Annotated in this window: 30 protein-coding genes; 18 read left to right on the forward strand and 12 right to left on the reverse strand. The window is 61.9% G+C overall.

The window, feature by feature from the left end; translation table 11 throughout:
* Positions 1-71: 71 nt before the first annotated feature.
* Positions 72-1394 carry a prephenate-dependent tRNA uridine(34) hydroxylase TrhP gene (trhP, locus tag AC1RP7_RS12185; RefSeq protein ID WP_493180724.1) on the reverse strand — a complete coding sequence of 441 codons (1323 nt, stop codon included), beginning with the start codon at positions 1392-1394 and terminating at the stop codon, positions 72-74.
* A gap of 164 nt (positions 1395-1558) precedes the next feature.
* Between trhP and AC1RP7_RS12190 the strand changes: the two genes are divergently transcribed.
* A complete protein-coding gene (locus tag AC1RP7_RS12190) occupies positions 1559-2620 on the forward strand; it encodes an AI-2E family transporter (RefSeq protein WP_057714033.1) in 1062 nt (353 codons plus the stop codon).
* Here AC1RP7_RS12190 and AC1RP7_RS12195 read toward each other — a convergent pair.
* The 3 genes from AC1RP7_RS12195 to AC1RP7_RS12205 form a co-directional block, all read right to left on the reverse strand.
* A complete protein-coding gene (locus AC1RP7_RS12195; RefSeq protein WP_057714034.1) occupies positions 2617-2808 on the reverse strand; it encodes a hypothetical protein in 192 nt (63 codons plus the stop codon). The two genes, AC1RP7_RS12190 and AC1RP7_RS12195, sit on opposite strands and share 4 nt — an antisense overlap.
* A gap of 115 nt (positions 2809-2923) precedes the next feature.
* Entirely contained in the window at positions 2924-3118 is a 195-nt protein-coding gene (locus AC1RP7_RS12200) for a hypothetical protein (protein WP_008052996.1), read from the reverse strand.
* A gap of 235 nt (positions 3119-3353) precedes the next feature.
* Entirely contained in the window at positions 3354-3707 is a 354-nt protein-coding gene (locus AC1RP7_RS12205) for a hypothetical protein (RefSeq protein WP_150814223.1), read from the reverse strand.
* Positions 3708-3953: 246 nt separating this feature from the next.
* Here AC1RP7_RS12205 and AC1RP7_RS12210 point away from each other — a divergent pair, with 246 nt between their 5' ends.
* Together AC1RP7_RS12210 and AC1RP7_RS12215 are read left to right on the forward strand one after the other, a co-directional pair.
* A complete protein-coding gene (locus AC1RP7_RS12210) occupies positions 3954-4772 on the forward strand; it encodes a shikimate 5-dehydrogenase (protein ID WP_493180725.1) in 819 nt (272 codons plus the stop codon).
* Positions 4773-4781: 9 nt separating this feature from the next.
* Positions 4782-5300, forward strand: a complete 519-nt coding sequence (locus AC1RP7_RS12215) for a cupin domain-containing protein (protein ID WP_493180726.1) — start codon at positions 4782-4784, stop codon at positions 5298-5300.
* A gap of 195 nt (positions 5301-5495) precedes the next feature.
* On the opposite strand, the gene AC1RP7_RS12220 is transcribed toward AC1RP7_RS12215, so the two are convergent.
* Entirely contained in the window at positions 5496-6140 is a 645-nt protein-coding gene (locus tag AC1RP7_RS12220) for a YceH family protein (protein WP_057714038.1), read from the reverse strand.
* Between the two features lie 172 nt (positions 6141-6312).
* Between AC1RP7_RS12220 and AC1RP7_RS12225 the strand changes: the two genes are divergently transcribed.
* From AC1RP7_RS12225 to AC1RP7_RS12255, 7 genes are read left to right on the forward strand one after another with little or no spacing between them, the layout of a single operon-like run.
* Entirely contained in the window at positions 6313-7485 is a 1173-nt protein-coding gene (locus tag AC1RP7_RS12225; RefSeq protein ID WP_349735458.1) for an acyl-CoA dehydrogenase family protein, read from the forward strand.
* Positions 7482-8675: an acyl-CoA dehydrogenase family protein gene (locus AC1RP7_RS12230; protein ID WP_429522274.1), complete on the forward strand. Its 1194-nt coding sequence runs from the start codon at positions 7482-7484 to the stop codon at positions 8673-8675. Before AC1RP7_RS12225 ends, AC1RP7_RS12230 begins: the two co-directional genes overlap by 4 nt.
* 13 nt (positions 8676-8688) lie before the next feature.
* Complete coding sequence (locus AC1RP7_RS12235) at positions 8689-9471, forward strand: SDR family oxidoreductase (RefSeq protein ID WP_057714041.1); 783 nt, start codon at positions 8689-8691, stop codon at positions 9469-9471.
* A gap of 2 nt (positions 9472-9473) precedes the next feature.
* Positions 9474-9932, forward strand: a complete 459-nt coding sequence (locus AC1RP7_RS12240; RefSeq protein WP_057714042.1) for a MaoC family dehydratase — start codon at positions 9474-9476, stop codon at positions 9930-9932.
* A gap of 29 nt (positions 9933-9961) precedes the next feature.
* Positions 9962-11164 (forward strand): acetyl-CoA C-acyltransferase, encoded by a 1203-nt coding sequence (locus AC1RP7_RS12245; RefSeq protein ID WP_349735466.1) that lies wholly within the window; start codon positions 9962-9964, stop codon positions 11162-11164.
* Complete coding sequence (locus tag AC1RP7_RS12250) at positions 11165-11554, forward strand: steroid Delta-isomerase (RefSeq protein WP_090456768.1); 390 nt, start codon at positions 11165-11167, stop codon at positions 11552-11554.
* The gene (locus AC1RP7_RS12255; RefSeq protein WP_154947342.1) at positions 11551-11985 is read left to right on the forward strand and encodes a nuclear transport factor 2 family protein; all 435 of its coding nucleotides are present in this window, start codon (positions 11551-11553) and stop codon (positions 11983-11985) included. Before AC1RP7_RS12250 ends, AC1RP7_RS12255 begins: the two co-directional genes overlap by 4 nt.
* Before the next feature lie 191 nt (positions 11986-12176).
* Here AC1RP7_RS12255 and AC1RP7_RS12260 read toward each other — a convergent pair whose 3' ends face one another.
* Together AC1RP7_RS12260 and AC1RP7_RS12265 are read right to left on the reverse strand one after the other, a co-directional pair.
* Complete coding sequence (locus AC1RP7_RS12260; protein ID WP_493180727.1) at positions 12177-12671, reverse strand: SRPBCC family protein; 495 nt, start codon at positions 12669-12671, stop codon at positions 12177-12179.
* Positions 12672-12684: 13 nt separating this feature from the next.
* A complete protein-coding gene (locus AC1RP7_RS12265) occupies positions 12685-13461 on the reverse strand; it encodes an SDR family oxidoreductase (protein ID WP_090456762.1) in 777 nt (258 codons plus the stop codon).
* A gap of 277 nt (positions 13462-13738) precedes the next feature.
* Here AC1RP7_RS12265 and AC1RP7_RS12270 point away from each other — a divergent pair, with 277 nt between their 5' ends.
* The 4 genes from AC1RP7_RS12270 to dmpG are packed head-to-tail and all read left to right on the forward strand — an operon-like array spanning position 13739 to position 17344.
* Positions 13739-14581 carry an alpha/beta fold hydrolase gene (locus AC1RP7_RS12270; protein WP_493180728.1) on the forward strand — a complete coding sequence of 281 codons (843 nt, stop codon included), beginning with the start codon at positions 13739-13741 and terminating at the stop codon, positions 14579-14581.
* Positions 14578-15369 carry a fumarylacetoacetate hydrolase family protein gene (locus AC1RP7_RS12275; RefSeq protein ID WP_057714049.1) on the forward strand — a complete coding sequence of 264 codons (792 nt, stop codon included), beginning with the start codon at positions 14578-14580 and terminating at the stop codon, positions 15367-15369. Before AC1RP7_RS12270 ends, AC1RP7_RS12275 begins: the two co-directional genes overlap by 4 nt.
* A gap of 18 nt (positions 15370-15387) precedes the next feature.
* Positions 15388-16296, forward strand: coding sequence for an acetaldehyde dehydrogenase (acetylating) (locus AC1RP7_RS12280; RefSeq protein WP_493180729.1), 909 nt, complete (start codon positions 15388-15390; stop codon positions 16294-16296).
* Between the two features lie 13 nt (positions 16297-16309).
* The gene (gene dmpG, locus AC1RP7_RS12285; protein ID WP_057714051.1) at positions 16310-17344 is read left to right on the forward strand and encodes a 4-hydroxy-2-oxovalerate aldolase; all 1035 of its coding nucleotides are present in this window, start codon (positions 16310-16312) and stop codon (positions 17342-17344) included.
* A 62-nt stretch (positions 17345-17406) separates the two neighbouring features.
* On the opposite strand, the gene AC1RP7_RS12290 is transcribed toward dmpG, so the two are convergent.
* From AC1RP7_RS12290 to AC1RP7_RS12305, 4 genes are all read right to left on the reverse strand, one after another.
* A complete protein-coding gene (locus AC1RP7_RS12290) occupies positions 17407-17574 on the reverse strand; it encodes a hypothetical protein (protein WP_167362873.1) in 168 nt (55 codons plus the stop codon).
* 329 nt (positions 17575-17903) lie between these two features.
* On the reverse strand, positions 17904-18452 hold the full coding sequence (gene nudE / locus AC1RP7_RS12295; RefSeq protein WP_057714052.1) for an ADP compounds hydrolase NudE: 549 nt from the start codon (positions 18450-18452) through the stop codon (positions 17904-17906).
* 87 nt (positions 18453-18539) lie between these two features.
* Positions 18540-19670, reverse strand: a complete 1131-nt coding sequence (locus AC1RP7_RS12300; protein WP_057714053.1) for a helix-turn-helix transcriptional regulator — start codon at positions 19668-19670, stop codon at positions 18540-18542.
* A gap of 136 nt (positions 19671-19806) precedes the next feature.
* Positions 19807-20850 carry a 3-ketosteroid-9-alpha-monooxygenase, oxygenase component gene (locus tag AC1RP7_RS12305; protein ID WP_057714054.1) on the reverse strand — a complete coding sequence of 348 codons (1044 nt, stop codon included), beginning with the start codon at positions 20848-20850 and terminating at the stop codon, positions 19807-19809.
* A 146-nt stretch (positions 20851-20996) separates the two neighbouring features.
* Here AC1RP7_RS12305 and AC1RP7_RS12310 point away from each other — a divergent pair, with 146 nt between their 5' ends.
* The 4 genes from AC1RP7_RS12310 to AC1RP7_RS12325 all read left to right on the forward strand — a co-directional run bounded on the left by AC1RP7_RS12310 (position 20997) and on the right by AC1RP7_RS12325 (position 24526).
* The gene (locus AC1RP7_RS12310) at positions 20997-21836 is read left to right on the forward strand and encodes an SDR family NAD(P)-dependent oxidoreductase (RefSeq protein WP_429521660.1); all 840 of its coding nucleotides are present in this window, start codon (positions 20997-20999) and stop codon (positions 21834-21836) included.
* A complete protein-coding gene (gene lipP1, locus AC1RP7_RS12315) occupies positions 21823-22749 on the forward strand; it encodes a LipP1 family hormone-sensitive lipase (RefSeq protein ID WP_223531817.1) in 927 nt (308 codons plus the stop codon). The genes AC1RP7_RS12310 and lipP1 overlap by 14 nt, the downstream gene beginning before the upstream one ends.
* Positions 22746-23861, forward strand: a complete 1116-nt coding sequence (locus AC1RP7_RS12320) for a 3,4-dihydroxy-2-butanone-4-phosphate synthase (RefSeq protein ID WP_493180730.1) — start codon at positions 22746-22748, stop codon at positions 23859-23861. The genes lipP1 and AC1RP7_RS12320 overlap by 4 nt, the downstream gene beginning before the upstream one ends.
* 206 nt (positions 23862-24067) lie before the next feature.
* Positions 24068-24526, forward strand: a complete 459-nt coding sequence (locus AC1RP7_RS12325) for an REP-associated tyrosine transposase (protein WP_057714058.1) — start codon at positions 24068-24070, stop codon at positions 24524-24526.
* A 331-nt stretch (positions 24527-24857) separates the two neighbouring features.
* On the opposite strand, the gene surE is transcribed toward AC1RP7_RS12325, so the two are convergent.
* Positions 24858-25835 (reverse strand): 5'/3'-nucleotidase SurE, encoded by a 978-nt coding sequence (gene surE, locus AC1RP7_RS12330; RefSeq protein WP_493180731.1) that lies wholly within the window; start codon positions 25833-25835, stop codon positions 24858-24860.
* Between the last annotated feature and the right edge of the window lie 18 nt (positions 25836-25853).

The following is a 25853-nucleotide window of genomic DNA, read 5'->3' on the forward strand; positions in this document are numbered from 1 at the left end:
TTAGGGCTGCTTCGCACCCCAGTGGGGGCAAGCCCCCTCGCCACAGGTTCACATGGCACTGTTGCTGATGTTCAGCCCCTCACATCCCGCATCAACAACCCAAACTCCAGCTCCACCGCATCCGGTATCGGCAAATACACCGTATGCCCATCCCCCGGCGCAACGTCGATCGCTTCACCCTTGGCGTTCTGCAACTGATGCAGATCGAAGTGGAAGTTGCCCTTGGGCGTCATCAGCTCCATGTGATCGCCCAGGCCGAAGCGGTTTTTCACCTTGACCTCGGCCAGGCGATCCCGCCGCTGTCCGGTCAGTTCACCGACAAACTGCTGGCGCTCCGACACCGAGCTGCCGTTCTGGTAGTTCTGGTATTCGTCATGCACATGCCGGCGTAGAAAACCTTCGGTGTAGCCGCGCTGGGCGAGGGACTCCAGGTCGGTCATCAGGCCGCGGTCGAAGGCCCGGCCCGCCACCGCATCGTCGATGGCCCGGCGATAAACCTGGGTGGTGCGCGCGCAATAAAAGTGGGATTTGGTCCGGCCTTCGATTTTCAGGGAGTGCACGCCCATGTGGGTCAGGCGTTCGACATGCTGCACGGCGCGCAGGTCCTTGGCGTTCATGATGTAAGTGCCGTGTTCGTCTTCGAAGGCGGGCATCTGTTCGCCGGGACGATTGGCTTCCTGCAACAGGAACACCTGCCCGGTGGGCGCGCCGATGCCCAGGGTGGGTTCCGGCTGATACTGCTGCACGATCTCGCCGAGCTGGTTTTCCATAGCCGGCTGCGCCGAGTATTTCCAGCGGCAGGCGTTGGTGCAGCTGCCCTGATTGGCGTCGCGCCGGTTCATGTAGCCCGACAGCAGGCAACGACCGGAATAGGCCATGCACAACGCGCCGTGCACGAACACCTCCAGTTCCATGGCCGGCACTTGCTGGCGGATCTCGGCGATTTCTTCCAGGGACAGCTCTCGGGACAGGATGATCCGGCTCAAGCCTTGCTGCTGCCAGAACTCGACACTGGCCCAGTTCACCGTATTGGCCTGCACCGAAAGGTGGATCGGCATCTGCGGGTAGTGTCGGCGCACCAGCATGATCAGGCCGGGGTCGGACATGATAAGCGCATCCGGGGCCATGGCGATCACCGGTTCAAGGTCCTTGAGGAAGGTCTTGAGCTTGGCGTTGTGCGGCGCGATGTTGACCACCACGTAGAAGCGCTTGCCCCGGGCCTGGGCCTCGCGAATGCCGAGGGCCAGGTTGGCGTGGTCGAACTCGTTATTGCGCACCCGCAGGCTGTAGCGCGGCTGGCCGGCGTACACGGCATCGGCGCCGTAGGCGAAGGCGTAACGCATGTTTTTCAAGGTGCCGGCGGGGGCGAGCAGTTCTGGCGCAGTGAGGTTCATGGCAGTGTCGGTCGCAAAAGCCGCACAGGGTAAATGCCCTGTGCCAAGGGTTTATTGACCTGGATCTATGCCTGATCAACAAACCGATGGCACTCGCGCGAGCCGTGGCGGACTAAACATCAAGGCGAAAGTTTTTCGTCCTGACTGGCTGGCACGGATCGGACATGAACGAAACGAACCCACAAGACAAATCGCTGACGGTGTTGCTGGTGCTGGTGAGCGCTGCCTTCATCTGGATCCTGCTGCCGTTTTACGGCGCGGCGTTCTGGGCGGTGATCCTGGGCATCCTCTTTGCGCCACTGCAGGGCCGGCTACAAGTGAAGTTCGGCTGGCAACGCAACCTCACGTCGCTGTGCACATTGAGCATTTGCCTGGTGATTGCGATTCTGCCAGTGATCATCATCAGCGCCTTGCTGGTTCAGGAGGGCGCGTCACTCTACAAAAGCGTCGAGAGCGGCGAACTCGACATTGCCGGGTATGTGTCGCAGTTCAAGCACAGCCTGCCGCCGTATTTCCAGCATCTGCTGGATCGCTTCGGCATGGGCGAGTTGAACGGGCTGCGCGAGAAAATCGTCAAGAGCGCGATGACCGGCGGGCAGGTGCTGGCCTCTAAGGCGTTCAGTTTCGGCCAGGGCACGTTCGAGTTCATCGTCAGCTTTTTCATCATGCTGTACCTGCTGTTCTTCTTCCTGCGTGACGGTGCGGAACTGGCGCGCAAGGTGCGTGCGGCGGTGCCGTTGCAGGAACAGCAGAAACGCCGTTTGCAGCTCAAGTTCAATCGTGTGGTGCGGGCCACGGTGAAAGGCAACCTGCTGGTGGCCATCACCCAAGGCGCGCTGGGCGGTCTGATTTTCTGGTTTCTGGACGTTCCCAGCGTGTTGCTCTGGGCGGTGTTGATGGCGTTTCTGTCGTTGCTGCCGGCGGTGGGGGCGGGAATAGTCTGGGTGCCGGTGGCGGCGTTTTTCCTGCTCACCGGGGCGATCTGGCAGGGCGTGGTGCTGGTATTGTTCGGGGTCTTGGTGATCGGTCTGGTGGACAACCTGCTCCGTCCATTGCTGGTGGGCAAGGACACCAGGATGCCGGACTACATGATCCTGGTCTCGACCCTGGGCGGCCTGGCGATTTTCGGGCTGAACGGGTTTGTCATCGGCCCGTTGATCGCGGCCCTGTTCATGTCGAGCTGGGACATTTTCATCGAAACCAAACCGCGGGTGCAGCTGCCTTAGGCGCTGAACCTGCCGGACTGGCCGCTGCCGATGCGTTGCGACAGCTCACGGGCGGCGGGCAGCGAAGTGAGCGGGCCGCTGATCTGTACGCCGTCCTGCACCAGGTACCAGCAGGCAAGCATGCCCAACTCTCTGAGCTGTGCGGGGACGGCGCTGCCGATAACGGACATGATCTGAACCTTGGACATGAGAAGTACCTCCATCAATCTGTGGAGTTACTTTAAGGTCCGGGTACCTTGAGGGGTAATCAACGTTTTCGATAGTGGTCATTGATGCCAGAGGGGGTAAACGACCGTTGGTCGGTCAGCTGACTACCTGATCGAGCATATGAACCACTTCCTGCTCGTTGAGCAGGCCCTTGCGCACCAGGCTTTGCGTCAGCAGCGAGAGAAACTTGGCGCTGCGATGACCTTCCAGGTGCTTGAGTTCGGTCAGTGCGTTGTAGACCTTGCTGGAGGTGCACAGACCGACGATGCGGTGCGGGTTTTGCGTTGGCATGTGGTCGTCCTTGTTGTTATGAACCTGTTTTCGACGGACAGCACCGAGCTTGCGGAACTGACATGACAAAAATATGACCGTTTTGTGCCGCGGGGCAGAAATCGGGTCGAGTCCATCTTGCCTGTTTCTGCCACGGACACTGTCCCGATAGCGACCTTGGCGAGATTTATCCAGACCTTGACCGACAATTGGATATAAAAAAGCCCCGCTGTTTCAGCGGGGCCGGTTGAGTCTGTTACCAGCGACCGTAATGTCGGCCGTAGTAGCCGCGTGGCGGGCCGTAGTAACCACGGGGTGGTCCGTAGTAAACCGGGGCTGGGCGGTAGTAGATCGGTTGTTGCACGTAGACCGGGGCCGGTTGGTAGTAAACCGGAGGCGGTGGTGCGTAATAAACCGGCGCGGGCTGGTAGTAGACCGGTTGCGGCGCGACATAGACCGGGCGGTTGGCGTTGATCAGAGCCGAGCCGACGATGGCAGTACCGACGATCGCTCCAAATACCGCCGCGTCATTACCGTGCCCGGCTTGCGCCTGACCTGCGATAGCGAGGGCGCCGATCAGCAAGGCTACTGTGGGGACTTTACGGATCATGATAGTACCTCGGTTCTTCAACCCGGCGCTTGTGTCTGCAATAGACCCAAGGATTGTCGCGGGGATACTTCTAAGACAGCGTTTTTCTGAAAAACAGCACGGCCGCGAGGTAAATTTTGTGTAAGGTCTGTACCGACTTTCTTACCGACCCGTGTAGGCCCGTGCGAACACACTTACATGATCGATCAGAACCCGATGGAGGGCTAATCCCGTCCATCCGAAAAGTGCATTTGAAGGAGCTTGCCCATGCAGATGAACCCCAACAAAGACACCCAGTTGTGCATGTCCCTTTCAGGACGCCCCGGGAACTTTGGCCTGCGTTTTCACAATCATCTGTATGAACAACTGGGCCTGAATTTTTACTACAAGGCCTTTGCCAGCCAGGACCTGACGGGTGCTGTTGCCGGCATTCGCGCCCTGCGGATTCGTGGTTGTGGCGTGTCGATGCCGTTCAAGGAAGCCTGCATTGCCCTGGTGGATGAACTCGACGCATCTGCCGCCGCCATTCAATCGATCAACACCATCGTCAACACCGACGGGCATCTCAAGGCCTACAACACCGACTACATCGCCGTTGCCCAGTTGCTGGAAAAACACCAGGTGCCCAAGGACTCGACCTTTGCCTTGCGCGGCAGCGGCGGCATGGCCAAGGCCGTGGCGAGTGCCTTGCGCGATGGCGGCTATGAAAACGGCCTGATCGTGGCCCGCAACGAGCGCGCCGGGCAGGCGCTGGCGCAGTCTTTGGGGTATGAGTGGCAGGCCGAGCTGGGGAGGCGTCGCCCGCGGATGCTGGTCAACGTCACCCCGATCGGCATGACGGGAGGACCGGAGGCCGATCAACTGGCCTTTGAGGCTGATGTGATCGAAAAAGCGGAAACTGTCTTCGATGTGGTGGCGATACCCTCGGAAACACCGCTGATCGTGCGTGCCCGTGCCGAAGGCAAGCGGGTCATCACCGGGCTGGAAGTGATCGCGATCCAGGCACTGGAGCAATTTGTGCTCTATACCGGTGTACGGCCGACGGACGAGCAATTCCAGAAGGCCGTGGCGTTTGCCCGCAGCTAGGAGGTGTCCATGCATCCCCCCATTCTCAATCTGGATTCGGTCGAGCTTGAACCGCTACCCGAAGCGTTTGCGCCGACCGGTGAAACCGCCGGTCGCTATCAACAGCGCCTGGCCCGTGTCGGTCAGCAACTGGGGGCGCAAAAACTGGGTTATCGCCTGTATGTGCTGGAGCCAGGCATGCGCGGCAGTCCGTTTCACAGTCATCGGGTCAATGAGGAAATGTTCTACGTCGTGGCCGGGGAAGGGCAGGTTCGCCTGGGATCCGAACGTTTTCCAATTCGTGCCGGTGATGTGATCGCCTGTCCACCGGGTGGGCCTGAAAAGGCGCACCAGATCATCAATACCAGTAACGGCGAGTTGCGGTACCTGGCCGTCAGCACCCAGCAATCACCGGAAATCTGTGAATACCCGGATTCCGGTAAATACGCCGTGATGGATGACTTCAAGGTGGATGCCGAGGGTCATGCGTCGGGCTTTGTTGCGGTGGCCCGGCAGGCGGACGGGGTGGATTACTGGGACGGCGAGTAACCACAGGCACCGTCAAACCACTGTAGGAGCGAGCCTGCTCGCGATGGACGTCAACGATAACGCGTGCTGTCTGAATGAGCGCGTCGTCTGGACGTTTTTCGCGAGCAGGCTCGCTCCTACAGGTGTTGTGTCAATCACACATGTCCGTCGGTCCACGATCCATTGTGGGAGTGTTGTGTCAGGTAAACATCCAGGTTATTCGAGCCGGGCAAGTCTTTCTTCCAGCGCCGCAATTCGCGCTTCCAGTTCTTCGATCCGTTCAACCGAAACCCCGCTGCCGCCACGCTCGGCCGGGTTTTGCCGTGCCGCCATGATCGCTTCGATATCCGCCGGGTCGCCCAGGGCGTGGGTGTAACGGTCTTCGCGCTGGCCGGCCTGACGTGGAATCAGCACGGCCAGACCCCGGGCAATCAGGCGTTCGAGTTGATGCACCACCTGTTCGGTGTCTTCGAATTCATGCATGCGGCCGCTGCGGGTTAGCAGTTCATTGACGGTCTGCGGGCCGCGCAGAAACATCAGCCCGGTCAGGATGACCTGCGCCGGTACCAGTTCCAGGGCCTTGTCGACCTTGTGTTCCCAGCGGTCGGCGCGGCTGCCCATCACCAGTCTGGCGAAGCCGCGTCCTTCGAGGGCGCGCAGGCTCTGACCGACCTGGCCCGGCGTCAGGTTCATCACTGGCTCGCGGCTGGTTTTCTGGTTGCAGGCAATCACCAGGGCATTGAGGGTCAGGGGATAGGTTTCCGGGCTGGTGGCCTGTTTCTCGATCAACGAACCCAGAATGCGGATTTCCGTGCTGCTGAGCCGTGGCTCGTCGAAAGTCGTCTCTTGCTCAGTGCTCATGGTTCTGCATCCTTAGCCGATTCATGTTTTTCACTTGCGTAGGCGCACTTTGACATCGCCCGTTCGGACTAGGCAAGGCTAACGATTCTGCCGCGTCCGGGCGGCGCCAAACTTCATGCTCAAAGGGGTGTTGCGCCACGCGCGCCCCGCCAAACGAGCAGAAGGCGCCGCGATGGAGTTTGCATTCAGCGACGAACAGGAAATGATCCGCGCATCGGCCGAGGGTTTCCTCGCCGATGTCTCGGATTCTGCCGCCGTGCGCGCGGCAATGGTCAGCGAACGGGGTTTCGACGAAGCCCTCTGGCAGCGTCTGTGCCAGGAAATGTACTGGCCGGCCATTCATATCCCCGAAACCTATGGGGGCCTGGGCCTCGGCTTTGTCGAGCTGACGATCCTGCTGGAACAGATGGGCCGGCGTTTGCTGTGCTCGCCATTTTTCGCCACCGCCTGCATGGCCACCCCTGCGCTGTTGCTGGCGGCCAATGATCAACAGAAGCAGCGCTGGTTGCCGTCGATTGCCGATGGCAGCGTGACCGCGACCCTGGCGTTCAGCAGTGCCAACGGCTGGTCCGCCGACGATGTCCAGGCAACGGTGGTGGCTGAGGGCGACGGGTTCGTCCTCGACGGCACCCTCAAGCATGTGCTCGATGGCCATGGCGCTGATCTGTTGATCATTGCTGCACGGCAACCCGGAACCACTGGCGAAAAGGGCATCAGCCTGTTTGCCGTGAACGCCGTATCCGCAGGTATAGAACGGCAAATGCTGCCGACCATGGACCAGACCCGGCGCCAGGCGCGGATCCAGCTCAAGGGCCTGTACCTTGAAGCCGAATGCCTGCTGGGTGAGCTCGGGAACGGCTGGTCGCACCTTGAGCGAGTCCTGCAACTGGCCTGCATCGGCCTGGCTGCCGAGCAGACCGGCGGCGCGCAGCAGGTACTCGACCTCAGCGTGGCCTACATGCAGGAGCGCCAGCAGTTCGGTCGCCCGATTGCCAGTTTCCAGGCTCTCAAACACCGCGCCGCCGACATGATGCTGCAAGTCGAATGCGCCCGTTCGGCCAGTTATTACGCCGCGTGCGTGGCCCAGGAAGTCCTCGATCCCCAGGGTGATCCGCAGGTCGCGGCCGAACTGCCGCTGGCGGCGGCGCTGGCCAAGGCGCAGTGCTCCGAGACCTACTTCTCCTGCGCCTCCGAGTCGATCCAGTTGCACGGCGGTGTCGGTTTCACCTGGGAATACGACCCGCACCTCTACTTCAAGCGCGCCCGCGCCAGCGAGAGTTTCCTTGGGCTACCGGCCTGGCATCGCGAGCGCATTGCTTCGGTGATTCTGGGAGAGCAGCCATGAAAATCAGTTTCAGCGAGCAGGACGAACGCTTCCGTCGGGAAGTCGCCGACTGGATGAGCGCCAACCTTTGCGGTGAGTTCGAGGCCCTGCGCTTTCGCGGTGGTCCGGGCGACGAGCACATGTTTCCCGAGGAGCGCAAAGCCTGGGAACGCAAACTCGCCGAGGGTGGCTGGACCTGCGTCGGCTGGGCGCCGGAGCATGGCGGGCGCGGCCTGTCGATCACCCAGCAGGTAATCTTCAACGAAGAGTACGCCCGCGCCGGCGGCCCCGGCCGCATGGGGCATATCGGCGAAGGCCTGGCCGGGCCGACCATCGCCGCGTTCGGTACGGCTGAACAGCAACAGCGTTTTTTGCCGGGGATCGTCAGCGGTACGTCGTTCTGGTGCCAGGGCTATTCAGAGCCGGGCGCCGGTTCCGACCTGGCCAACGTCAAGACCCGCGCAACGCTGGATGAAGCCAGCGGCAGTTGGATCATCAATGGCCAGAAAGTCTGGACCTCCCTGGCCCACGAATCGGACTGGTGCTTTGTCATCGCACGCACCGAACCGGGTAGCGTCGGCCATCGCGGCCTGTCGTTCCTGCTGGTGCCCATGGCCCAGACAGAAATAACCGTGCGACCCATCGAGCAACTCACCGGCACCTCGGAATTCAACGAAGTGTTCTTCGACGATGCCCGCACCGATGCCACCAACATCATTGGCGCGCCGGGCGAAGGCTGGAAGATCGCCATGGCACTGCTGGGCTTCGAGCGGGGTGTGTCGACCCTCGGCCAGCAGATGCAGTTCCAGAACGAACTCAACGAAATCATCGCCATCGCCAAGTCCAATGGCGCCGACCGCGATCCGATCCTGCGTCAGCGCCTGGCCGAGGCCTGGAGCGGGTTGCGGATCATGCGCTACAACTCGCTGCGCATGCTCTCGGGTAGCCAGGACGGTTCGCTGCGCAAAGAGGCGACCATCTACAAGCTGTTCTGGTCGACCTGGCACGCCAGCCTCGGCAAGTTGGCGATGGACGTTCTCGGCGCCGAGGCGGAATTGCTCGAAGCCGCGCCTTACCGGTTGACCCGTTTGCAGTCGCTGTACCTGTTCAGCCGCGCCGACACCCTCTACGGCGGCAGCAACGAAATCCAGCGCAACATCATCGCCGAGCGTGCCCTGGGCATGCCCAAAGAGCCGCGTCCGCGCACCTGAAAGGAGAGAGTTCATGTCTGTACCTCAATATGTTGAAGGTCGCGGCCTGCTGCGCGGCAAGTCGGTGCTGATCACCGCCGCCGCAGGCGCCGGGATCGGTTTTTCCGCCGCCGTGCGTGCCGCCGAAGAAGGCTGCCGTGCGCTGATGATCAGCGATATCCATGAAGGCCGGTTGGCCGAAGCGGTGCTGAAAATCCGCGAAACCACCGGGCTGCAACACGTGTTCGGCCAGGTCTGCAACGTTGCCGACGAAGCCCAGGTACAGCAGCTGATCGCCTGCGCCGAGCGTGACCTGCAAGGCGTCGACGTGTTGATCAACAACGCCGGGCTTGGCGGCTCGCGCTTGCTGGTGGACATGGCCGATGAAGAGTGGAATCGGGTCATCGACGTGACGCTCACCGGCACCATGCGCATGACCCGCGCCATGCTGCCGAAAATGATGGAGCGGCGTGCCGGAGTGATCGTCAACAACGCCTCGGTGCTGGGCTGGCGCGCGCAGAAAGAACAGGCGCACTACGCCGCCGCCAAGGCTGGCGTGATGGCGCTGACCCGCTGCGCAGCGGTCGAGGCGGCTGACTACGGCATCCGTATCAACGCGGTCAGCCCGAGCATTGCCCTGCACGATTTCCTGCGCAAATCCGCGCCCCAGGCAGTGCTCGATCAACTCGCCGCCAACGAAGCGTTCGGCCGCGCCGCCGAAGTCTGGGAAGTGGCCAACGTGATGATGTTCCTGGCCAGCGACTACAGCTCCTACATGACCGGCGAAGTGTTGTCGGTGTCCAGCCAGAGGGCGTGACCATGCCACGTATTTTCGACACGCCGATGGCCTTGTTCGACGCCGTGGGCCAGGAGCTCGGTGTCAGCGAATGGCTGCTGCTGGGTCAGGACCGAATCAATCTGTTTGCCGACGCCACCGGTGATCACCAGTGGATTCACGTCGATCCGCTCAAGGCCGCCAACGGCCCGTTTGGCGCCTGCATTGCCCATGGCTACCTGAGCCTGTCGCTGGTCAATCTGTTCTTGCCGCAGATCGTCGAGGTCCGTGGCCTGGCCATGGGCGTCAATTACGGCTGTGAGCGGGTGCGCTTCCCCTCGGTGGTGCGCGTCGGCTCGCGGGTGCGCGGCAGTGCGCAACTGATCGCGGTCGAGGAAGTGAAGGGCGGCGTACAGGCGACCATCCGCGTCAGCGTCGAAATCGATGGCGAGGAGCGTCCCGGCTGCGTGGTCGACACCATCAGTCGCTATTACCCGGCCTGACCTTCAACAGCATTTTCGAGGAATCCAGCATGAAAGAAGCCGTCATCGTTTCCACCGCCCGCACCCCGATCGGTAAAGCCTTTCGCGGTGCGTTCAATGACACCGAAGCGCCGCAACTGGGCGGACATGTGGTGCGCGAAGCCGTGCGCCGTGCCGGTATCGAACCGGGTGAAGTGGACGACGTGATCATCGGCGCCGCCGCGCAGCAGGGTACGCAGTCCTATAACCTGGGGCGCCTGTGTGCGATTGCCGGTGGCTTGCCGGCATCGGTTGCCGGGATGGCCGTCGAGCGCCAGTGCTCGTCGGGCCTGATGAGTATCGCCATGGCCGCCAAGGGCATCATGTGCGACGAAATCGACATCGCCGTGGCCGGTGGCCTGGAGTCGATTTCCCTGGTGCAGAACAAGCACAAGAACCTGTATCGCAATCAGTCGGGTTCGGTGATCGAGCTGGACCCGCACGCCTACATCCCGATGATCGAAACCGCCGAGATCGTCTCCGCGCGCTACGGCATCTCCCGCGACGAGCAGGACGAATACAGCTACCAGAGCCAGTTGCGTACCGCACAGGCTCAGAGCGCCGGACGCTTCGACCGGGAGCTCGCACCGCTGACCAGCCGCAAGGCACTGTTCGACAAGGCCACCGGCGAAACCAGTTATGAAACCGTCACCTTGCTGCGCGATGAGTGCAACCGCATCGACACCACTCTCCAGAGCCTGAAGGCGCTGGAGCCAGTGTGGCCGGGCGGTCAGTGGAGCGACAAGGGTCGTTTCATCACCGCCGGCAACGCCTCGCAGTTGTCCGACGGTGCGTCGGCCTCGGTGTTGATGAGCGCGAAAATGGCCGAGAAACGTGGCCTGGAACCGCTGGGGATCTATCGTGGCATGGCCGTCGCCGGTTGCAATTCCGACGAGATGGGCATCGGACCGATCTACGCGATTCCGAAACTGCTCAAGCGTCATGGCCTGACCATGGACCACATCGGCCTCTGGGAGTTGAACGAAGCGTTCGCCTGCCAGGTGCTGCATTGCCGTGACACCCTGGGCATTCCGGCCGAGCGCCTGAACGTCAACGGCGGGGCGATCGCCATCGGCCATCCGTTCGGCATGTCCGGGGCGCGGATGGTCGGCCACGCGTTGGTCGAAGGTCAGCGTCGCGGTTTGCGTTACGTGGTGGTGAGCATGTGCATCGGTGGCGGCATGGGCGCTGCTGCTCTATTCGAGGTGGTCTGAATGATCAGCGCACAACATATCCAGACGACAATGGCGCGTTACGTGGAGTTGGTGGATGCCGGCGACATCGACGGCATCCTCGCGCTCTATGCCAAAGACGCCACCGTTGAAGACCCGGTCGGCCAGGCGCCGTTGCAGGGCATCGACGCCATCGCGCGTTTTTACCGTGAAGGACTGGGTGCGATGAAAGTCTCCGCAACCCAGACCGGCCCGGTTCGCGCGACCCTCAACGGTTGCGGCGCGATGCCGTTCCGGGTCGACATGGAGTGGGGCGGGCAACCGTGCTCGCTGCATGTGATCGACGTGATGGAATTCGATACCGACGGCAAGGTCCGCTCGATGAAAGCCTACTGGAGTGAGGTCAATGTGACGACGCGAGGTGCAGCATGAACCTGGAGCAGCGGATCGCCCGCCTGGAAGCGCTGGAGGATATTCGCCAGCTCAAGCATCGCTACCTCAACGCCTGCGACCTCAAGCAGGTCGAGGTGATTGCCGACTGCTTCGCCGAAGGTGAAGTGCTGATCGATTACGGCCCGCTGGGGATCTTTCGTGAGCGCAACAGTTTTGTCGCGCTGTACCGCGAACTGGCCTGCCATGAGCGGGTGATCGACCTGCATCACGGCGCCAACCCGGAAATCGAGGTGCTAAGCGAAGATGAAGCCCAGGGCCGTTGGGCCCTGTGGTATTTCAACCTGGATGGTGAGAGCGGGGCGACGCGGCAGTTGGGTGGGTTCTATCAGGACCGTTATCAGCGTATCGCCGGGCAATGGAAGATTGTCGCCACCCGTTTTACCGCTCACTCGGAAGTGGCACGTTCCTGAAGGTTGCTCACTCCAGAGGTGGCTCCTGTAGGCGCGAACCTGCTCGCGATGGCGGAATGTCAGACAGCATCAATGTTGAATGTGCCGACCTCATCGCGAGCAAGCTCGCTCCCACAGTTTTTGTGGTGACGCCGGCATTGCGAGCGCCCTCAATCCCCTGTGGGAGCGAGCTTGCTCGCGATGGCGGTGTATCAGGCAGCATTGATATTGGATGTGCTGACAGCCATATCCGGATTCTGCGTTCGGCCGGTTTCGTAGTAGGCCTTGAGGTTCTCGGCAATCTGCCGAACGACCTTGTTGAAAGCCTTGGCCAGCAATCCTTCAAACAGCTTGCCACCGCGCAGGCTGTAACTCATTTGCAGAGTGATGCGGGTCGCGTTGCCTTCGGCTTGCAAGGCATAACTGAAACTCGCCTCGCGAAACGGAAAGGGCGAGTCATTGCCGCCCTTGTGCAACCGCAGCGCGAACCCCGTGCCTTCCTGCCACTGCACCACGCTTTCATCCAGATACTGACCGCCCTTGCGCAACACCCGGCGACTGGCGCCGATACCTTCCGTTGCGCCAGGATGAAACTGGCAACCGGTCAGGCCTGGTACATAGTGCGGGGCAAGGCTCAGGTCGCGCAGTTTGGTCCAGGCGGCTTGTCGCGTGAGGTTCAGCACAACGCTGTGGCTGGCTACGGGCATGTCGAAAGTCCTCTTATGGATGGGATTGAGCCGCATCGAGAAATGCCGGGCGTTCGCCCGCGCCATGCACCGCGATGTCCGCGCCGCTGACGTAGCGGGCCAATGTCGATGCCAAGTACAGGCAGGTATCGCCAATATCCTCCGGGGTCGCCAGGCGTTGCAACGGAATGGTCGCGGCCACCCTGGCAATGCCCGCGTCGTCACCATAATGCATGGCCGCCTGCTCGGTGAGAATCAGCCCGGCGGTCACGGCGTTGACCCGCACCTTGGGCGCCCATTCCACCGCCAGCGAAGTCGTCAGGTTGAGCAAGCCGGCCTTGGCCGCGCCATAAGCGGCGGTGCCTGGGGAAGGGCGGGTGGCGCTGACGCTGCAGATGTTGATGATCGCGCCACCGTCGGCCTGGGCCTGCATCACCTGGTTGGCCTGCTGGCACAGGTTCAGTGGCGCAATCAGGTTCAGGCGGATGATTGCCTCGCTGAAGCGCGGCGAAGCCGTGGCGGCGTCGGCATTCGGCGAACCGCCGGCGTTGTTGACCAGCACATCAAGGCGGCCGAAGCGCTCGACGATCTGCGTAATCAAGCGCCCGGACTGCTCGACATCCCGCAGGTCGCAGGCCACGAACACCGCCTCGCGCCCGGCGCTGGCCGGCAAGGTTTGTGGTGCTTCGCGACCGCAAATCACCACCTCGGCACCACAGTCCAGAAAGCGCTGGCTGATGCCGCGACCCACACCTTTGCCACCTCCGGTGACCAGTACCACTTTGCCGCGAAAGTCCATTGGATCAAGCATGGGGGTGTCTCATTCAGTCGCTCGGGAATGTAACCGATGCTAGGTCTGCAACCCCGGCAGGCCAACGTCCAAAGGGACTAGAGATTGTCTGTAGGAGCGAGCCTGCTCGCGATGGACCTGAGAGCACCGCGGGGTGTCAGGTATCCAGCGTCATCGTTGACGACCATCGCGAGCGAGCTCGCTCCTACAAGTACAGGCGCGTAGTCCTGTCGGACGATGTTGATGGCCCGACCCGTCGGAATAATCCGGCTACAACAACAGGCCGGGAGGACACCTTATGGGCGCTTCAGCGCAAGGGCACTTCGTTACGCTGCCGGATGGTTTGCAGCTGCACTACAAAGACATCGGCGGGCAAGACACCGGCAACGGCGAGCCGGTGATTTTCATCCATGGCAGCGGGCCGGGCGCCAGCGGTCACAGCAACTTCAAGCAGAACTACCCGCTGTTCGCCGAAGCCGGTTACCGGGTGATCGTCCCGGATTTGCCCGGCTACGGCGCTTCGGACAAGCCCGACACCCTCTACACCCTGGACTTCTTTGTCGCCGCCCTCAGCGGTTTGCTCGATGCCCTCGACATCCAGCGTTGCGTGCTGGTCGGCAACTCCCTGGGCGGCGCGATCGCGATCAAACTGGCCCTCGACCAACCGCAGCGTATCAGCCGTCTGGTGCTGATGGCGCCCGGTGGCCTGATGGAAAAAGAACAGTATTACCTGCAGATGGAAGGCATCCAGAAAATGGGCGCGGCTTTCGCCAAGGGTGAGCTGAACGATGCGGCGGGCATGCGTCGCCTGCTGGCCCTGCAACTGTTCGACGAAACCCTGATCAGCGACGAAACGGTGAACGAGCGCGTCGCCGTGGTTAAGCAGCAACCGGTGTGCGTGCTGTCGACCATGCAGGTGCCGAACATGACGTCGCGCCTGGGTGAATTGCAGTGCCCGATCCTCGGTTTCTGGGGCATGAACGACAAGTTCTGCCCGTCCTCCGGTGCCCAGACCATGCTTGAACACTGCACCCAAATACGTTTCGTGATGCTCAGCGAGTGCGGGCATTGGGTCCAGGTCGAGCACCGTGACTTTTTCAACCGCCAGTGCTTGGCGTTTTTTCAGGAGGCCCGTGGATGAGCGTGCAATTGCGCCGTGAGTTCGGCGAAGAGCTTTATCAGGCGCTGCTCAGCGGCTCCACCCTGGCGCCGCTGACCGAGCGCTGGCCGTCGATCAGCATCGAAGACGCCTATCACATTTCCCTGTACGCCATTGAACGTCGGGTGGCGGCCGGTGACCAGATCGTCGGCAAGAAAATCGGCGTGACCTCGGCGGCGGTCCAGCAGATGCTTAATGTGCATCAGCCGGATTTCGGCTTCATCACGCGGCAGATGTCGTTCGATGACGATGCGCAAATTTCCCTGTCCGCCAACAAACTGATCCAGCCCCGTGCCGAGGGCGAGATCGCCTTCAAGCTCAAGCATGACCTGGTCGGCCCCGGCATCACCGAAGCCGACGTGCTGGCCGCCACCGAATACGTGATGCCGTGTTTCGAGATCGTCGACTCACGGATTCACGACTGGCGCATCCGCATCCAGGACACAGTCGCAGACAACGCTTCTTGCGGAGTGTTTGTGTTGGGCGACAGCAAGGTGGATCCGCGCGAACTGGACCTGCCGAATTTGCGCATGCGTGTGTTCAAAAACGCAGAGCCCCTGAGTGAAGGCCTGGGTTCGGCGGTGCAGGGCAACCCGTTGACGGCGGTGGCCTGGCTGGCCAATACCCTGGGCGCCTTCGGCATTCCGTTCAAGGCCGGGGAAATCATCCTGTCCGGCTCGCTGGTACCGCTGGAACCGGCCCGTGCCGGTGACCGTTTTGAACTGACCATTGATGGCCTGGGCAGTGCCCGGGTGTCTTTCTGCGCCTGACTTTTGGAGTTTGACCCCATGAGCAAAAAACTCAGAGCGGCCATTATCGGCCCGGGCAACATCGGCACCGATCTGCTGATGAAAATGTGCCGATCGCAATGGATCGAGCCGGTGTGGATGGTTGGCGTCGACCCTGAATCCGAAGGCCTGAAGCGTGCCCGGGAAATGGGCATCAAAACCACCGCCGGCGGTGTCGATGGCTTGCTGCCTCACGTCCTCGACGATGACATTCGCATTGCCTTCGATGCCACCTCGGCCTACGTGCATGCGGAAAACAGCCGCAAGCTCAACGAACTCGGGGTGATCATGATCGACCTCACGCCGGCGGCCATCGGTCCGTACTGCGTGCCGCCGGTCAACCTCAAGGAGCACGCGTCGAGCCTGGCGATGAACGTCAACATGGTCACTTGCGGTGGCCAGGCGACCATCCCGATGGTGGCGGCGGTGTCGCGGGTGCAGCCAGTGAGCTACGGCGAAATCGTCGCCACGGTCTCTTCCGGTTCGGTGGGCCCGGGCACGCGGCAGAACATCGACGAGTTCACCCGCACCACCGCTGGTGCGGTGGAGAAGATCGGCGGCGCCCGACGCGGCAAGGCGATCATCGTGATCAACCCGGCCGAGCCGCCGCTGATGATGCGCGACACCATCCATTGCCTGACCGATGACGAGCCGAACCAGGATGCAATCCGCACCTCGGTGCTGGAGATGGTCCGTGAAGTGCAGCGCTATGTGCCCGGCTACAAGCTGATCAACGGGCCGGTGTTCGACGGGCGCAGGGTGTCGATTTTCATCGAGGTCGAAGGCCTCGGCGATTTTCTGCCCAAGTCCGCTGGCAACCTCGACATCATGACCGCCGCCGGTTTGCGCACGGCCGAGATGTTCGCCGAAGAAGCCCACAAGGGCACCCTGCAATTGCCTGCCCGTTGAGTGGAGAATCGCTATGAATTTGCAAGGTAAGAGCGTCCGTCTGCATGACATGAGTCTGCGCGACGGCATGCACGCCAAACAGCACCAGATCAGTATCGAACAAATGGTCTCGGTGGCCACCGGTCTCGATGCGGCCGGTGTGCCGCTGATCGAAATCACCCACGGCGATGGCCTGGGCGGTGCTTCGCTGAACTACGGTTTCCCGGCCCACAGCGACGAGGAATACTTCTCAGCGGTGATTCCGAAGATGAAACAGGCCAAGGTTTCGGCCCTGTTGTTGCCGGGGATCGGTACCCTCGACCACCTGAAGATGGCCCACGAACACGGCGTGTCGACCATTCGTGTGGCAACCCACTGCACTGAGGCGGACGTGTCCGGCCAGCACATCGGCATGTCGGCGAAGATGGGCCTGGACACCGTTGGCTTCCTGATGATGGCGCACATGGTCAGCCCGGAAAAACTGCTGGAGCAGGCGCGGTTGATGGAAAGCTACGGCGCCAATTGCATCTATTGCACTGACTCGGCCGGCTACATGCTGCCCGATGAAGTGACGCAAAAGATCGGGGCCCTGCGTGCGGGACTGAACGCCGGGACCGAAGTCGGTTTCCACGGCCACCACAACATGGGCATGGCCATCGCCAACTCCCTGGCTGCCATCGAGGCCGGTGCTGCACGGATCGACGGCTCGGTCGCGGGTCTTGGCGCGGGGGCGGGCAATACGCCGCTGGAAGTGTTCGTCGCGGTGCTGGAGCGCATGGGCGTCAACAGTGGCGTCGACCTGTACAAGATCATGGACGTGGCCGAAGACCTGGTGGTGCCGATGATGGACCAGCCGATCCGCCTCGACCGGGACGCACTGACACTCGGTTACGCCGGGGTCTACAGCTCGTTCCTGTTGTTCGCCAAGCGTGCCGAGCAGAAGTACGGCATCGCTGCTCGCGAACTGCTGGTGGAGCTGGGCCGACGCGGAACCGTGGGAGGTCAGGAAGACATGATCGAAGACCTGGCGCTGACCCTGTCGCGGGCCAGGGGTGTACTGCCGACCTGATTAATGCGGCAACGAAAAAACCACCGATCCGGTGGTTTTTTTATGGCCGGTGGAAACCGTGCTCAAGGCAGCAGATTGCGCACCACGGGCGGGTAGCAGTTGATGGCCGAGCTCGAACAGCTGAAGTAAGCCGTGGTCGGTCGGTAGGCTTCGTTCTTGAACAGCTGGCACAGACTGGTGGAAGCACCCGCACAGAGGATGATGAACAGAGCACAAGTCGTTTTGCGCATGATGAGTCTCGACACGGTTTTATTGTTGTAGAGACAGGTTATGGCGGCGGCGCGCGAGTCGCTTCGTCCGAATGGACTAGCCGACCAATTTGAAGCTGCCCCTTCCCTTGTGGGTGTTTGATCCCCTGTGGGAGCGAGCTTGCTCGCGATGGCGGCCTATCAGGCGACATGGGTGTTGGATGTGCCGGCCTCATCGCGAGCAAGCTCGCTCCCACAGGTTTATTGGGCGTCCCTGGGATCTGTGCCTGGCCGTGATCCCCTGTGGGAGCGAGCTTGCTCGCGATAGCGGCCTATCAGGCGACATGGGTGTTGGATGTGCCGGTGTGGTGTCAGGTTCGTCGGGCGAGGGCGCCTATTGCCATGAACAGCGCCGCAATCGCCCTGGCCTCGTGGAGTTCACCGCGGGCCACCAGTTCGGGGATTTGCGCCAGGGGGACACGCAGGCATTCCAGGGGTTCGGGTTCGTCGCCTTCGAGTTGGCAGGGGCTCAGTTGTTCGGCCAGTACGACCCGGTAGCGGTGGCACAAGTGCCCCGGTGCCAGGGTCAGCTCGCCCAGTTCAGTGAGGCGTTCGGCGCGCATTCCGACTTCTTCGCTCAGCTCGCGCTGCGCCGCCTGCAAGTAGTCTTCATTGGGCTCGGCGCCGCCCTTGGGCAGGCCGAGAATGGTTTTTTCCACACCGACCGCGTATTCGCGCACCAACAGCACATGCTCTGGATCGGGCATCGCCACCAGCATCACCGAGCGATAACCGGTGCCGCGCAGGCGTTCGTAGACCCGCTGCTGGCCGTTGCTGAATTGCAGGTGCAGGGCTTCGATCTGAAAGTGGCCGCTTTGCGCCAGCAGTTCAGTCTTGAGGATGGTTGGGCAGTTGCGCATGGGGCAGTCCCCTGTTTGGGATAAAGACACTGTGCGCTGTGCAACGGGTGCCGCCATCGTCCAAGCGGACGAGGGCGGCAATGAGGGCTAGCCGAGGGTCGCCACGCTGCGCAGGATCAGGCGCACTAGCATGGTCTGGCGGGTCACGCCGGTCTTGGAGAAGGTCGAGCGCAGGTGTGCCCGCGAGGTGTTGCGGCTGATGCCCAGCTCCTCCGAGGCTTCGTCGAGGGTCAAGCCGTTGGCCAGCAACATCGCCAGCTGGGTTTCCGCCGGGGTGAAGTCGAACAGCGCGCGAACGATTTCCTGCGGTGCGGTGGATTGTTGCTCCGGGTCGCTGATGAAAATCACCACGGTCGGGCACTGCTTGCCTTCGCTCCAGTCGGTCAATGGCACCGAGCGCACGATGATCCCCAGGTCCGCTTTGCCGGACGGCCGCTGCACGCGCAGGGCTTCGACCACCGATGGGTTGCTGCTTTTTTGCGACAGCAGCGACTGCTTGACCAGGCGACGGAACTCCTGGGTGTCCCGGGCCGTACCGACCTGCAGGCCATCGTTGACCAGTTTGATGCCGTCCTTTTCCTGGATCAGTCGGTCGGCGACCTGGTTGGTCTGCAGTACCTTGCCGGCCTCATCGAGGATGATCGTGCCGACCGCCATCTGGTTCACCGCACCGGCGTACAGATTGCGTTCGGCTTCGATGCGGTTGAGCTGCATGTGGATCTTGATCGAACGTTCCAGGTGCGCAATGAAATGCGTGAGCATGGCCTTTTCTTCATTGCCGAACGGCTTATCGTCACGCCCGCGGCTGATGCGAATGCGGCACTGGGCGCCGTCGACGGTGTTGATGTCGGCACCGAGGATGTGGAACACGTCCACCGGTTCAAGGAAGTTCTTGTAGAACTCGGAATTCTGCCAGTCGTCGTTGGAGACGAACTCGGCGAGGGTCACCACCTGGCGGTTGGGCAGGTCGACAAACGGATCGAGGCTGAAAAAGTGTTTGTTGTACGACGCGGTCGCCTCGGTCGAGGTGCCGGTGGTGTTGACCATCAAGCCGTCCACGTGGGCGCTGGGCGGACGCAGGATGAAGGTCACGTACTTGCTGTTCAGATGCACATTGAGCTGATTGAGAAAAGTAGCCCAGGGAATGGTTTCCAGCGGACCCTGATAGAGGTTGCCGATCAAATCACTGAACGTATCGAGGCTGAGGCTCTGCTGCATAGGGAAAAACCGTTTTTATTATTAGCGTTGGCGGTGGCCGAGAATAAGCGCCGGTATCGGCTCCTTGCAACGCTCGGGCTCAGGGCCTGACCGGCGGCTGCCGAACAGGCCCATGACGGGCGAAAAACCGCTGGCGTCAGACCCGTTCGCTGGCGCGCACGACAAACTTCTTGTGTTCGGCAACGTCCGCCGACAGCGCCTCGACGTCGGTGTAGAACTGCTCGTACCAACGGCGCAACTGATAGACCGGACCGTCGCCGTCACACAACAGCGGGTTATCGACGCGGGTCTTGCTGTGCCAGATGGCCACGTCTTCGTAGAAGGCTGCCTGCGCCTGCGCCACGTAGGCCTTGGCCATCGCCTGGTTCTGCTCTTCGCTCAAGCCCGGGATCTTCTTCACCAGCACGCCGTAGCGCAGGGTGAAACTGTCGAGGTCGACCGGCACATGGCAGTTGAGCAGGATCGAGTGGATCGGCTGGCCGTTCATGGCACCGTTCATCTCGGTGATCTGATAGGCCGGGCCGAAATAGGTGGCCTCGGTGGTCAGCACGCTGTCGCCGGACAGGCGCTCGCTGCGGGCGCGCATGATCTGGGTGGCCAGGTGGCCCTGGAAAATATTGATGAACTCGTCGACCGGCGCGCCATGGACGGTACCGAAGTGCGCCATATCGGCGATGTTGTCGATCAGTTCGCGGCAGTTGGTGTCAATCTGCAGCTCAGCGACTTCCCACGCCGCCCATTCGTCGCTGTAGCAGGCGTCGATGCGCGGAATGCGTTGTTCCGGCAGCGGGGGGTTGCCTTCGGGGTCATTCCAGACGAACAGCAACTGGTTCTCTTCCATGATCGGCCAGCTTTTGATTTTGGCCCGTGGCGGGATGCGCTTGGCGTAGGGGATGTCATCGCACACGCCATCGGCACCCCAACGCCAGGCGTGGAACGGGCAGCGGATCGAGTTGCCTTCAACGCAACCGGTGCTCAGGTCGGCGCCCATGTGCGGGCAGTAGCCATCAAGAATATGCAGCTCGCCGTCTTCGCCCTGGAACGCCACCAGACGGGTGCCGAACACCTCCAGGCGATGGGCCTTGCCGTCGCGGTATTGCGCGGCCAGGCCCAGGCAATGCCAGCCGCGGGCGTAGCGGTCTTCCAGCAGTTTGGCTTCGATGCGGTGCAGGGTACTCATCTTATTATTCTCCCAAGGGATCACGGGGTTGGCGCATGTAACGGATTCTGCCGCCCCTGTAAAAGCGGGCATCGTCTGAATGGACGATGGCTGCTTTAAGTAGGCCCGCTCTACTGGCGCCATTGGACCCATGGCAGGAGTTGGCGATGAGTAATGAACAAGGGCCGGTAGCGGTGATTACCGGGGCCGCCAGTGGTATTGGTCGTGGCCTGGCCGAACACGCAGCGACACTGGGCATGCGCCTGGTGCTGGCGGATCGGGATGCAGCGGGCCTGCAAGCCCTGTGCGACGAATTGAAGGCCAGCGGTGTGCAAGCGATTGCCTGCGTCACCGATGTCGGTGATGTGAAACAGGTCGAGCGCTTGCGTGACCGGGCTGTCGAGCACTTCGGCGGGGTCGACCTGCTATTCAACAATGCCGGGGTGATGCAAACCGGCTTCAGCTGGGAAATCACCGAGGCGCAATGGCAGCGCATGCTGGACGTCAACCTCAACGGCGTTATCAACGGCATTCGCAGCTTTGTGCCGTTGCTGCTCAGTCAGGGCCGGGCAGCCCATGTGATCAACACCGCGTCCCTTGCCGGGCTGGTCAGCAGTCCGCTGATGGCGCCGTACAACGTGACCAAGCAGGCGGTGGTCGCGCTCTCGGAAACCCTGCATTACGAACTCGCCATGATCGGTGCGCCGGTATCGGTTTCGGTGCTGTGCCCGGGGCCGGTGGCCAGTGAAATCATGGCGTCGAACCAGGTGGTGGACACCGCCGGATCCGACTTCAGCCAACTGCTCGATAGCACCATTCGCCAGGGCATGACCCCGGCGGAACTGGCCGCGCAAGTGTTCGCGGCCATCGCGCAAAAACGCTTTTGGATTCTGCCTCACAAGGGTTTCAAGCCGGCCCTTGAGCGCCGGGTACAAAGCATCCTGGGCGAGACCAATCCGCAGTTTCAAATGGCCGACGTAGAGGACGATGCCCATGCCGCTCGATAAGCAGATCGCTGGGGTGCTCCAGCAGTTTCGCGACATCCCCGAGCCCGATTTCAGCCAGGTCGATGCCGCTCAGTACCGGCAGTTCTCCGACAACCTGCTGCCGGCCATCCCCGGCGATCCGATGAGCGAAGTGCGCGACTTGCGGGTGGCCGGCGCGGACGGTGAACTGGACGCACGGCTGTACCGGCCATCGGAAGAACCCGACCTGCCGTTGCTGGTGTTTTTCCATGGTGGCGGGTTTGTCATGGGCAACCTCGATACCCACGACAATCTCTGCCGCTCGCTGGCCCGCCAGACCGAAGCGGTGGTGGTGTCGGTCGCCTACCGACTGGCGCCGGAAAGCAAGTTCCCCGCTGCGCCTCTCGATTGTTATGCGGCCACCTGCTGGCTGGTCGAGCACGCGGCTGAACTGCGCGTCGATGGCAGTCGGCTGGCTGTGGCCGGAGACAGCGCAGGGGGCAATCTGGCGCTGGCGGTCAGTCAGTTGGCGGCACGACGCCAAGGACCGAAGATCAGCTATCAGTGCCTGTTTTACCCGGTCACCGATGCGGGGTGCGACTCTCAGTCCTTCGAAGATTTTGCCGAGAGCTATCTGCTTTCCGCCGCAATGATGCGCTGGTTCTGGCAGCAGTATCTGCAAGACGTCGGGCAGGCGGATGACCCATTGGCCTCGCCGTTGCGTGCCGAGAGCCTGGCGGGATTGCCGCCAACCACCCTGATGACCGCCGAATTCGACCCGTTGCGCGATGAGGGCGAGGCCATGGCCGAATGTTTGCGCGAGGCCGGCGTGCCTGTGCGCGTACAGCGTTGTGACGGCATGATCCACGGCTTTATCAGCATGGCGCCATTTGTCGAAGGGGCGGCACATGCCTTGTCCGATGCGGCAGCCGACCTGCGCGGGGCGCTCAAATGAACGGCCTGGCTTTCAACACGGTACCGCAACTGATCGAGGCCATCGGCGCCGGTCGGATGGTGGTGATCACCGACGACGAACACAACGGCGAAGGCTCGTTGCTGATGGCCGCCGAACAGGCCGGGGCCGAAGCCGTCACTTTCATGGCGGTGCAGGCACGCGGGCTGATTTGCCTGGCCCTGACCGAGCAGCGCTGTCGCGCGCTGGGCCTGGACCTGATGGTGCCCAACTCCCGGGCGCAGCATGGCGTGGGTTTTACCCGCTCGATCGAAGCCGCCACCGGGGTGTCCACGGGTATCTCGGCGGCGGACCGGGCGCGGTCGATCCAGGTGGCGGTCGACCCGGCCAGCGTTCCAACGGACCTGGTGCAACCGGGGCATATCTTCCCGGTGCAAGCCTTGCCCGGTGGCGTGATGCAGCGGGCCGGACATGTCGAGGCCGCTTGCGACCTGACGCGACTGGCGGGGCTGCAACCGGCGGCAACTCTGGTGGGCATACTCAACGAGGACGGCGAACTGGCCCGTGGTGCCGAGTTGCATGAGTTCGCCCAACGTCATGGCTTGCGGATCGGCACCATTGCCGACCTGATTCACTTCCGCATCCTGCATGAAGGCACGATCGAGCGCGGCGGCGAGTATCCGCTGCATACCCGCCACGGTGAGTTCCAGGTGACCACCTATCAGGACACCTACCAGGGCTCGCTGCACCTGGCGCTGGTCAAGGGCCGGATCGACAGCACGCAACCGGTGTTGGTGCGGGTGCAAAGCATCGAGACATTGCGTGACGTGCTGGGGTGTGAAAGCGAAGGCGGGCCGCAACAGTGGACGCTGGAGCGTTCGCTGGCCAGTATCGCGGCGGCCGGTAGCGGTGTGCTGGTGCTGCTGGCGCAAAAGGAATCCGCCGAGGGCGTGCTTGAGCAACTGCGTCAGCGCAGCGGCGGCAAGCACCGGGCGCCACAGTTTCCGCAACGGACTTTGGGCATTGGCGCGCAGATCCTGCGCGACCAGAACGTGCGCAAAATGCGCCTGATGAGTTCGCCGGTGCCGTACACCGCCGTGTCCGGGTTTGATCTGGAAGTGACGGAGTTTGTGCCGTTTCAGCCGGCAGTCTGAAGCCAACACAAAGCCCAGTGGGAGCGAGCTTGCTCCCACAATGGTTTTTGGATACCCGCAGATGTTGCGTACACCCACTAACCCTGTGGGAGCGAGCTTGCTCGCGATAGCTTTCGATTGGTCACATCCGGTCAAAGGTTGACCCAACGCCCAAGCATCCACCGGTCTAGCCTTGCTCCTGAATTCACCATGGAGAGGGCAAAGGAATGCCTGATTTACCTGCTTCATTTCGTCTGCGCATCGGCCGCTATGCCGAGCCCAACAGGGTTTACCTGTTGACGAGCAATACGCTGGATCGAGAACCGGTTTTCAAGGATTTCGGTTTGGGCAGGCTGGTCGTCAAGCAATTTCAGTATGCACAGGAACAATACTGGGCGAACTCTTTAGCGTGGGTCGTCATGCCCGATCATTTTCATTGGTTGATCGAGTTGCAGCAGTGCTCACTCAGTCAGCTGATGCAAAAAACCAAATCATTGAGTACGCGGGCCGTGAACATGTCCGTCGGACGTAAAGGCAGTCTATGGCAGCAGGGCTATCACGATCGGGCGTTGAGGCGGGATGAGGACCTGGTCAAGCTTGCTCGATATGTTGTCGCTAACCCGTTGCGGGCTGGGTTGGTTGAGAAGCTTGGCGACTATCCGTTGTGGGATGCGATCTGGGTTTGATCCGTAACCGCGTAGCCACCATCGCGAGCAAGCTCGCTCCCACACTGGTTTTTGGATAGCCGCAGATGTTGTGCACACCCGCTAACCCTGTGGGAGCGAGCTTGCTCGCGATGGCGGTCTGTCAGGCGAGATTGATGTGGACTGGGCCGGCCTCATCGCGAGCAAGCTCGCTCCCACAATGATTTTTGGATAGCCGCAGATGTTGTGCACACCCGCTAACCCTGTGGGAGCGAGCTTGCTCGCGATAGCGGACTGTCAGTCGACATCGATGGTGAATGTGTCGGCCTCATCGCGAGCAATGGTTTTGTGATTAACACCGTTCCGTGCTTGCTTAAGGCTTGACCCCGCGCAATATCTTCTTCGCCTGATCTTGCATCGCCTCTGGTGCGGTCATGTTGCCGTCGATCACGGTGATCACCACGTGGCCTTGCCACAGTTGATAGGCATCGGCCTTTTGCTGGGTTTCGGTCGGTGTCGACGGGGCGGCCAGGTTGACGTGGACCACGCCGTCGGCGCCGCGCTGGGAGGTGAAGTTGACCCGATCCCAATTGCCGATCGGCGCAAAGCGCACGCCTTTGACTTCATCGGGTTTGAGGGGCGGGTAGTTGAGGTTCAGGCCGCTGACACCCGGCAGGCCGAGCACGTTCAAATCACACTGATGTTTGTTCCTGGCACAGGCCTGCTTGGCGTCTGTACCGGCCAGGCCCGCCTGTTCGATGACCTTCACGGCAAAGCGCGCCGTGTCGTCCATGGCGCCGAGGGTCTTGCGGTAACCGGCCTGCTGGTCGCGGATGATCAGGTCCATGTCGATACCCGTGGACACCGCCACCGCCGGAATTCCCTTGAACATCGCGCGAACGGCGGCGTTGAGGGTGCCGGACATCTGCGTCAGCGGGCCGACGTTTTCGCCGAAGTTGCTGCCTGACACCACCAGGTCTGGCGGCGAATCCTTGAGGATCACGTCGAGGCCGACGTTGACAGCATCCACCGGCGTGCCGATGGCGGAGGTCTTGCCGGCGGGCGGAGTGTAGTCCTGCGGCGGCCCGACGCAAAATTTGCCTGGCGCCAGTTCGGTCACCGCCAGGGCCTGGCCGGGTACGACCACGCTGGCGGCGCTGATGCCGCTGCTGTCGTTCAACGGGCCGACCAGGGTGACCTTGTGCCCGGCGGCGGTCAGCGCCCGGTACATCGCATCGATGCCGGGCGCGCGGCAGCCATCGTCGTTGGTCAGCAGGATGTTCAGGGCGTTGGCTTGCATCGACAGGCCAACGCTGGCCATGGCGATGATGCCGGTGAGGAGTTTGTTCATGGTGAAGTCTTCCGTGGG

The organism is Pseudomonas sp. GW822-FHT01E03, assembly GCF_058802985.1.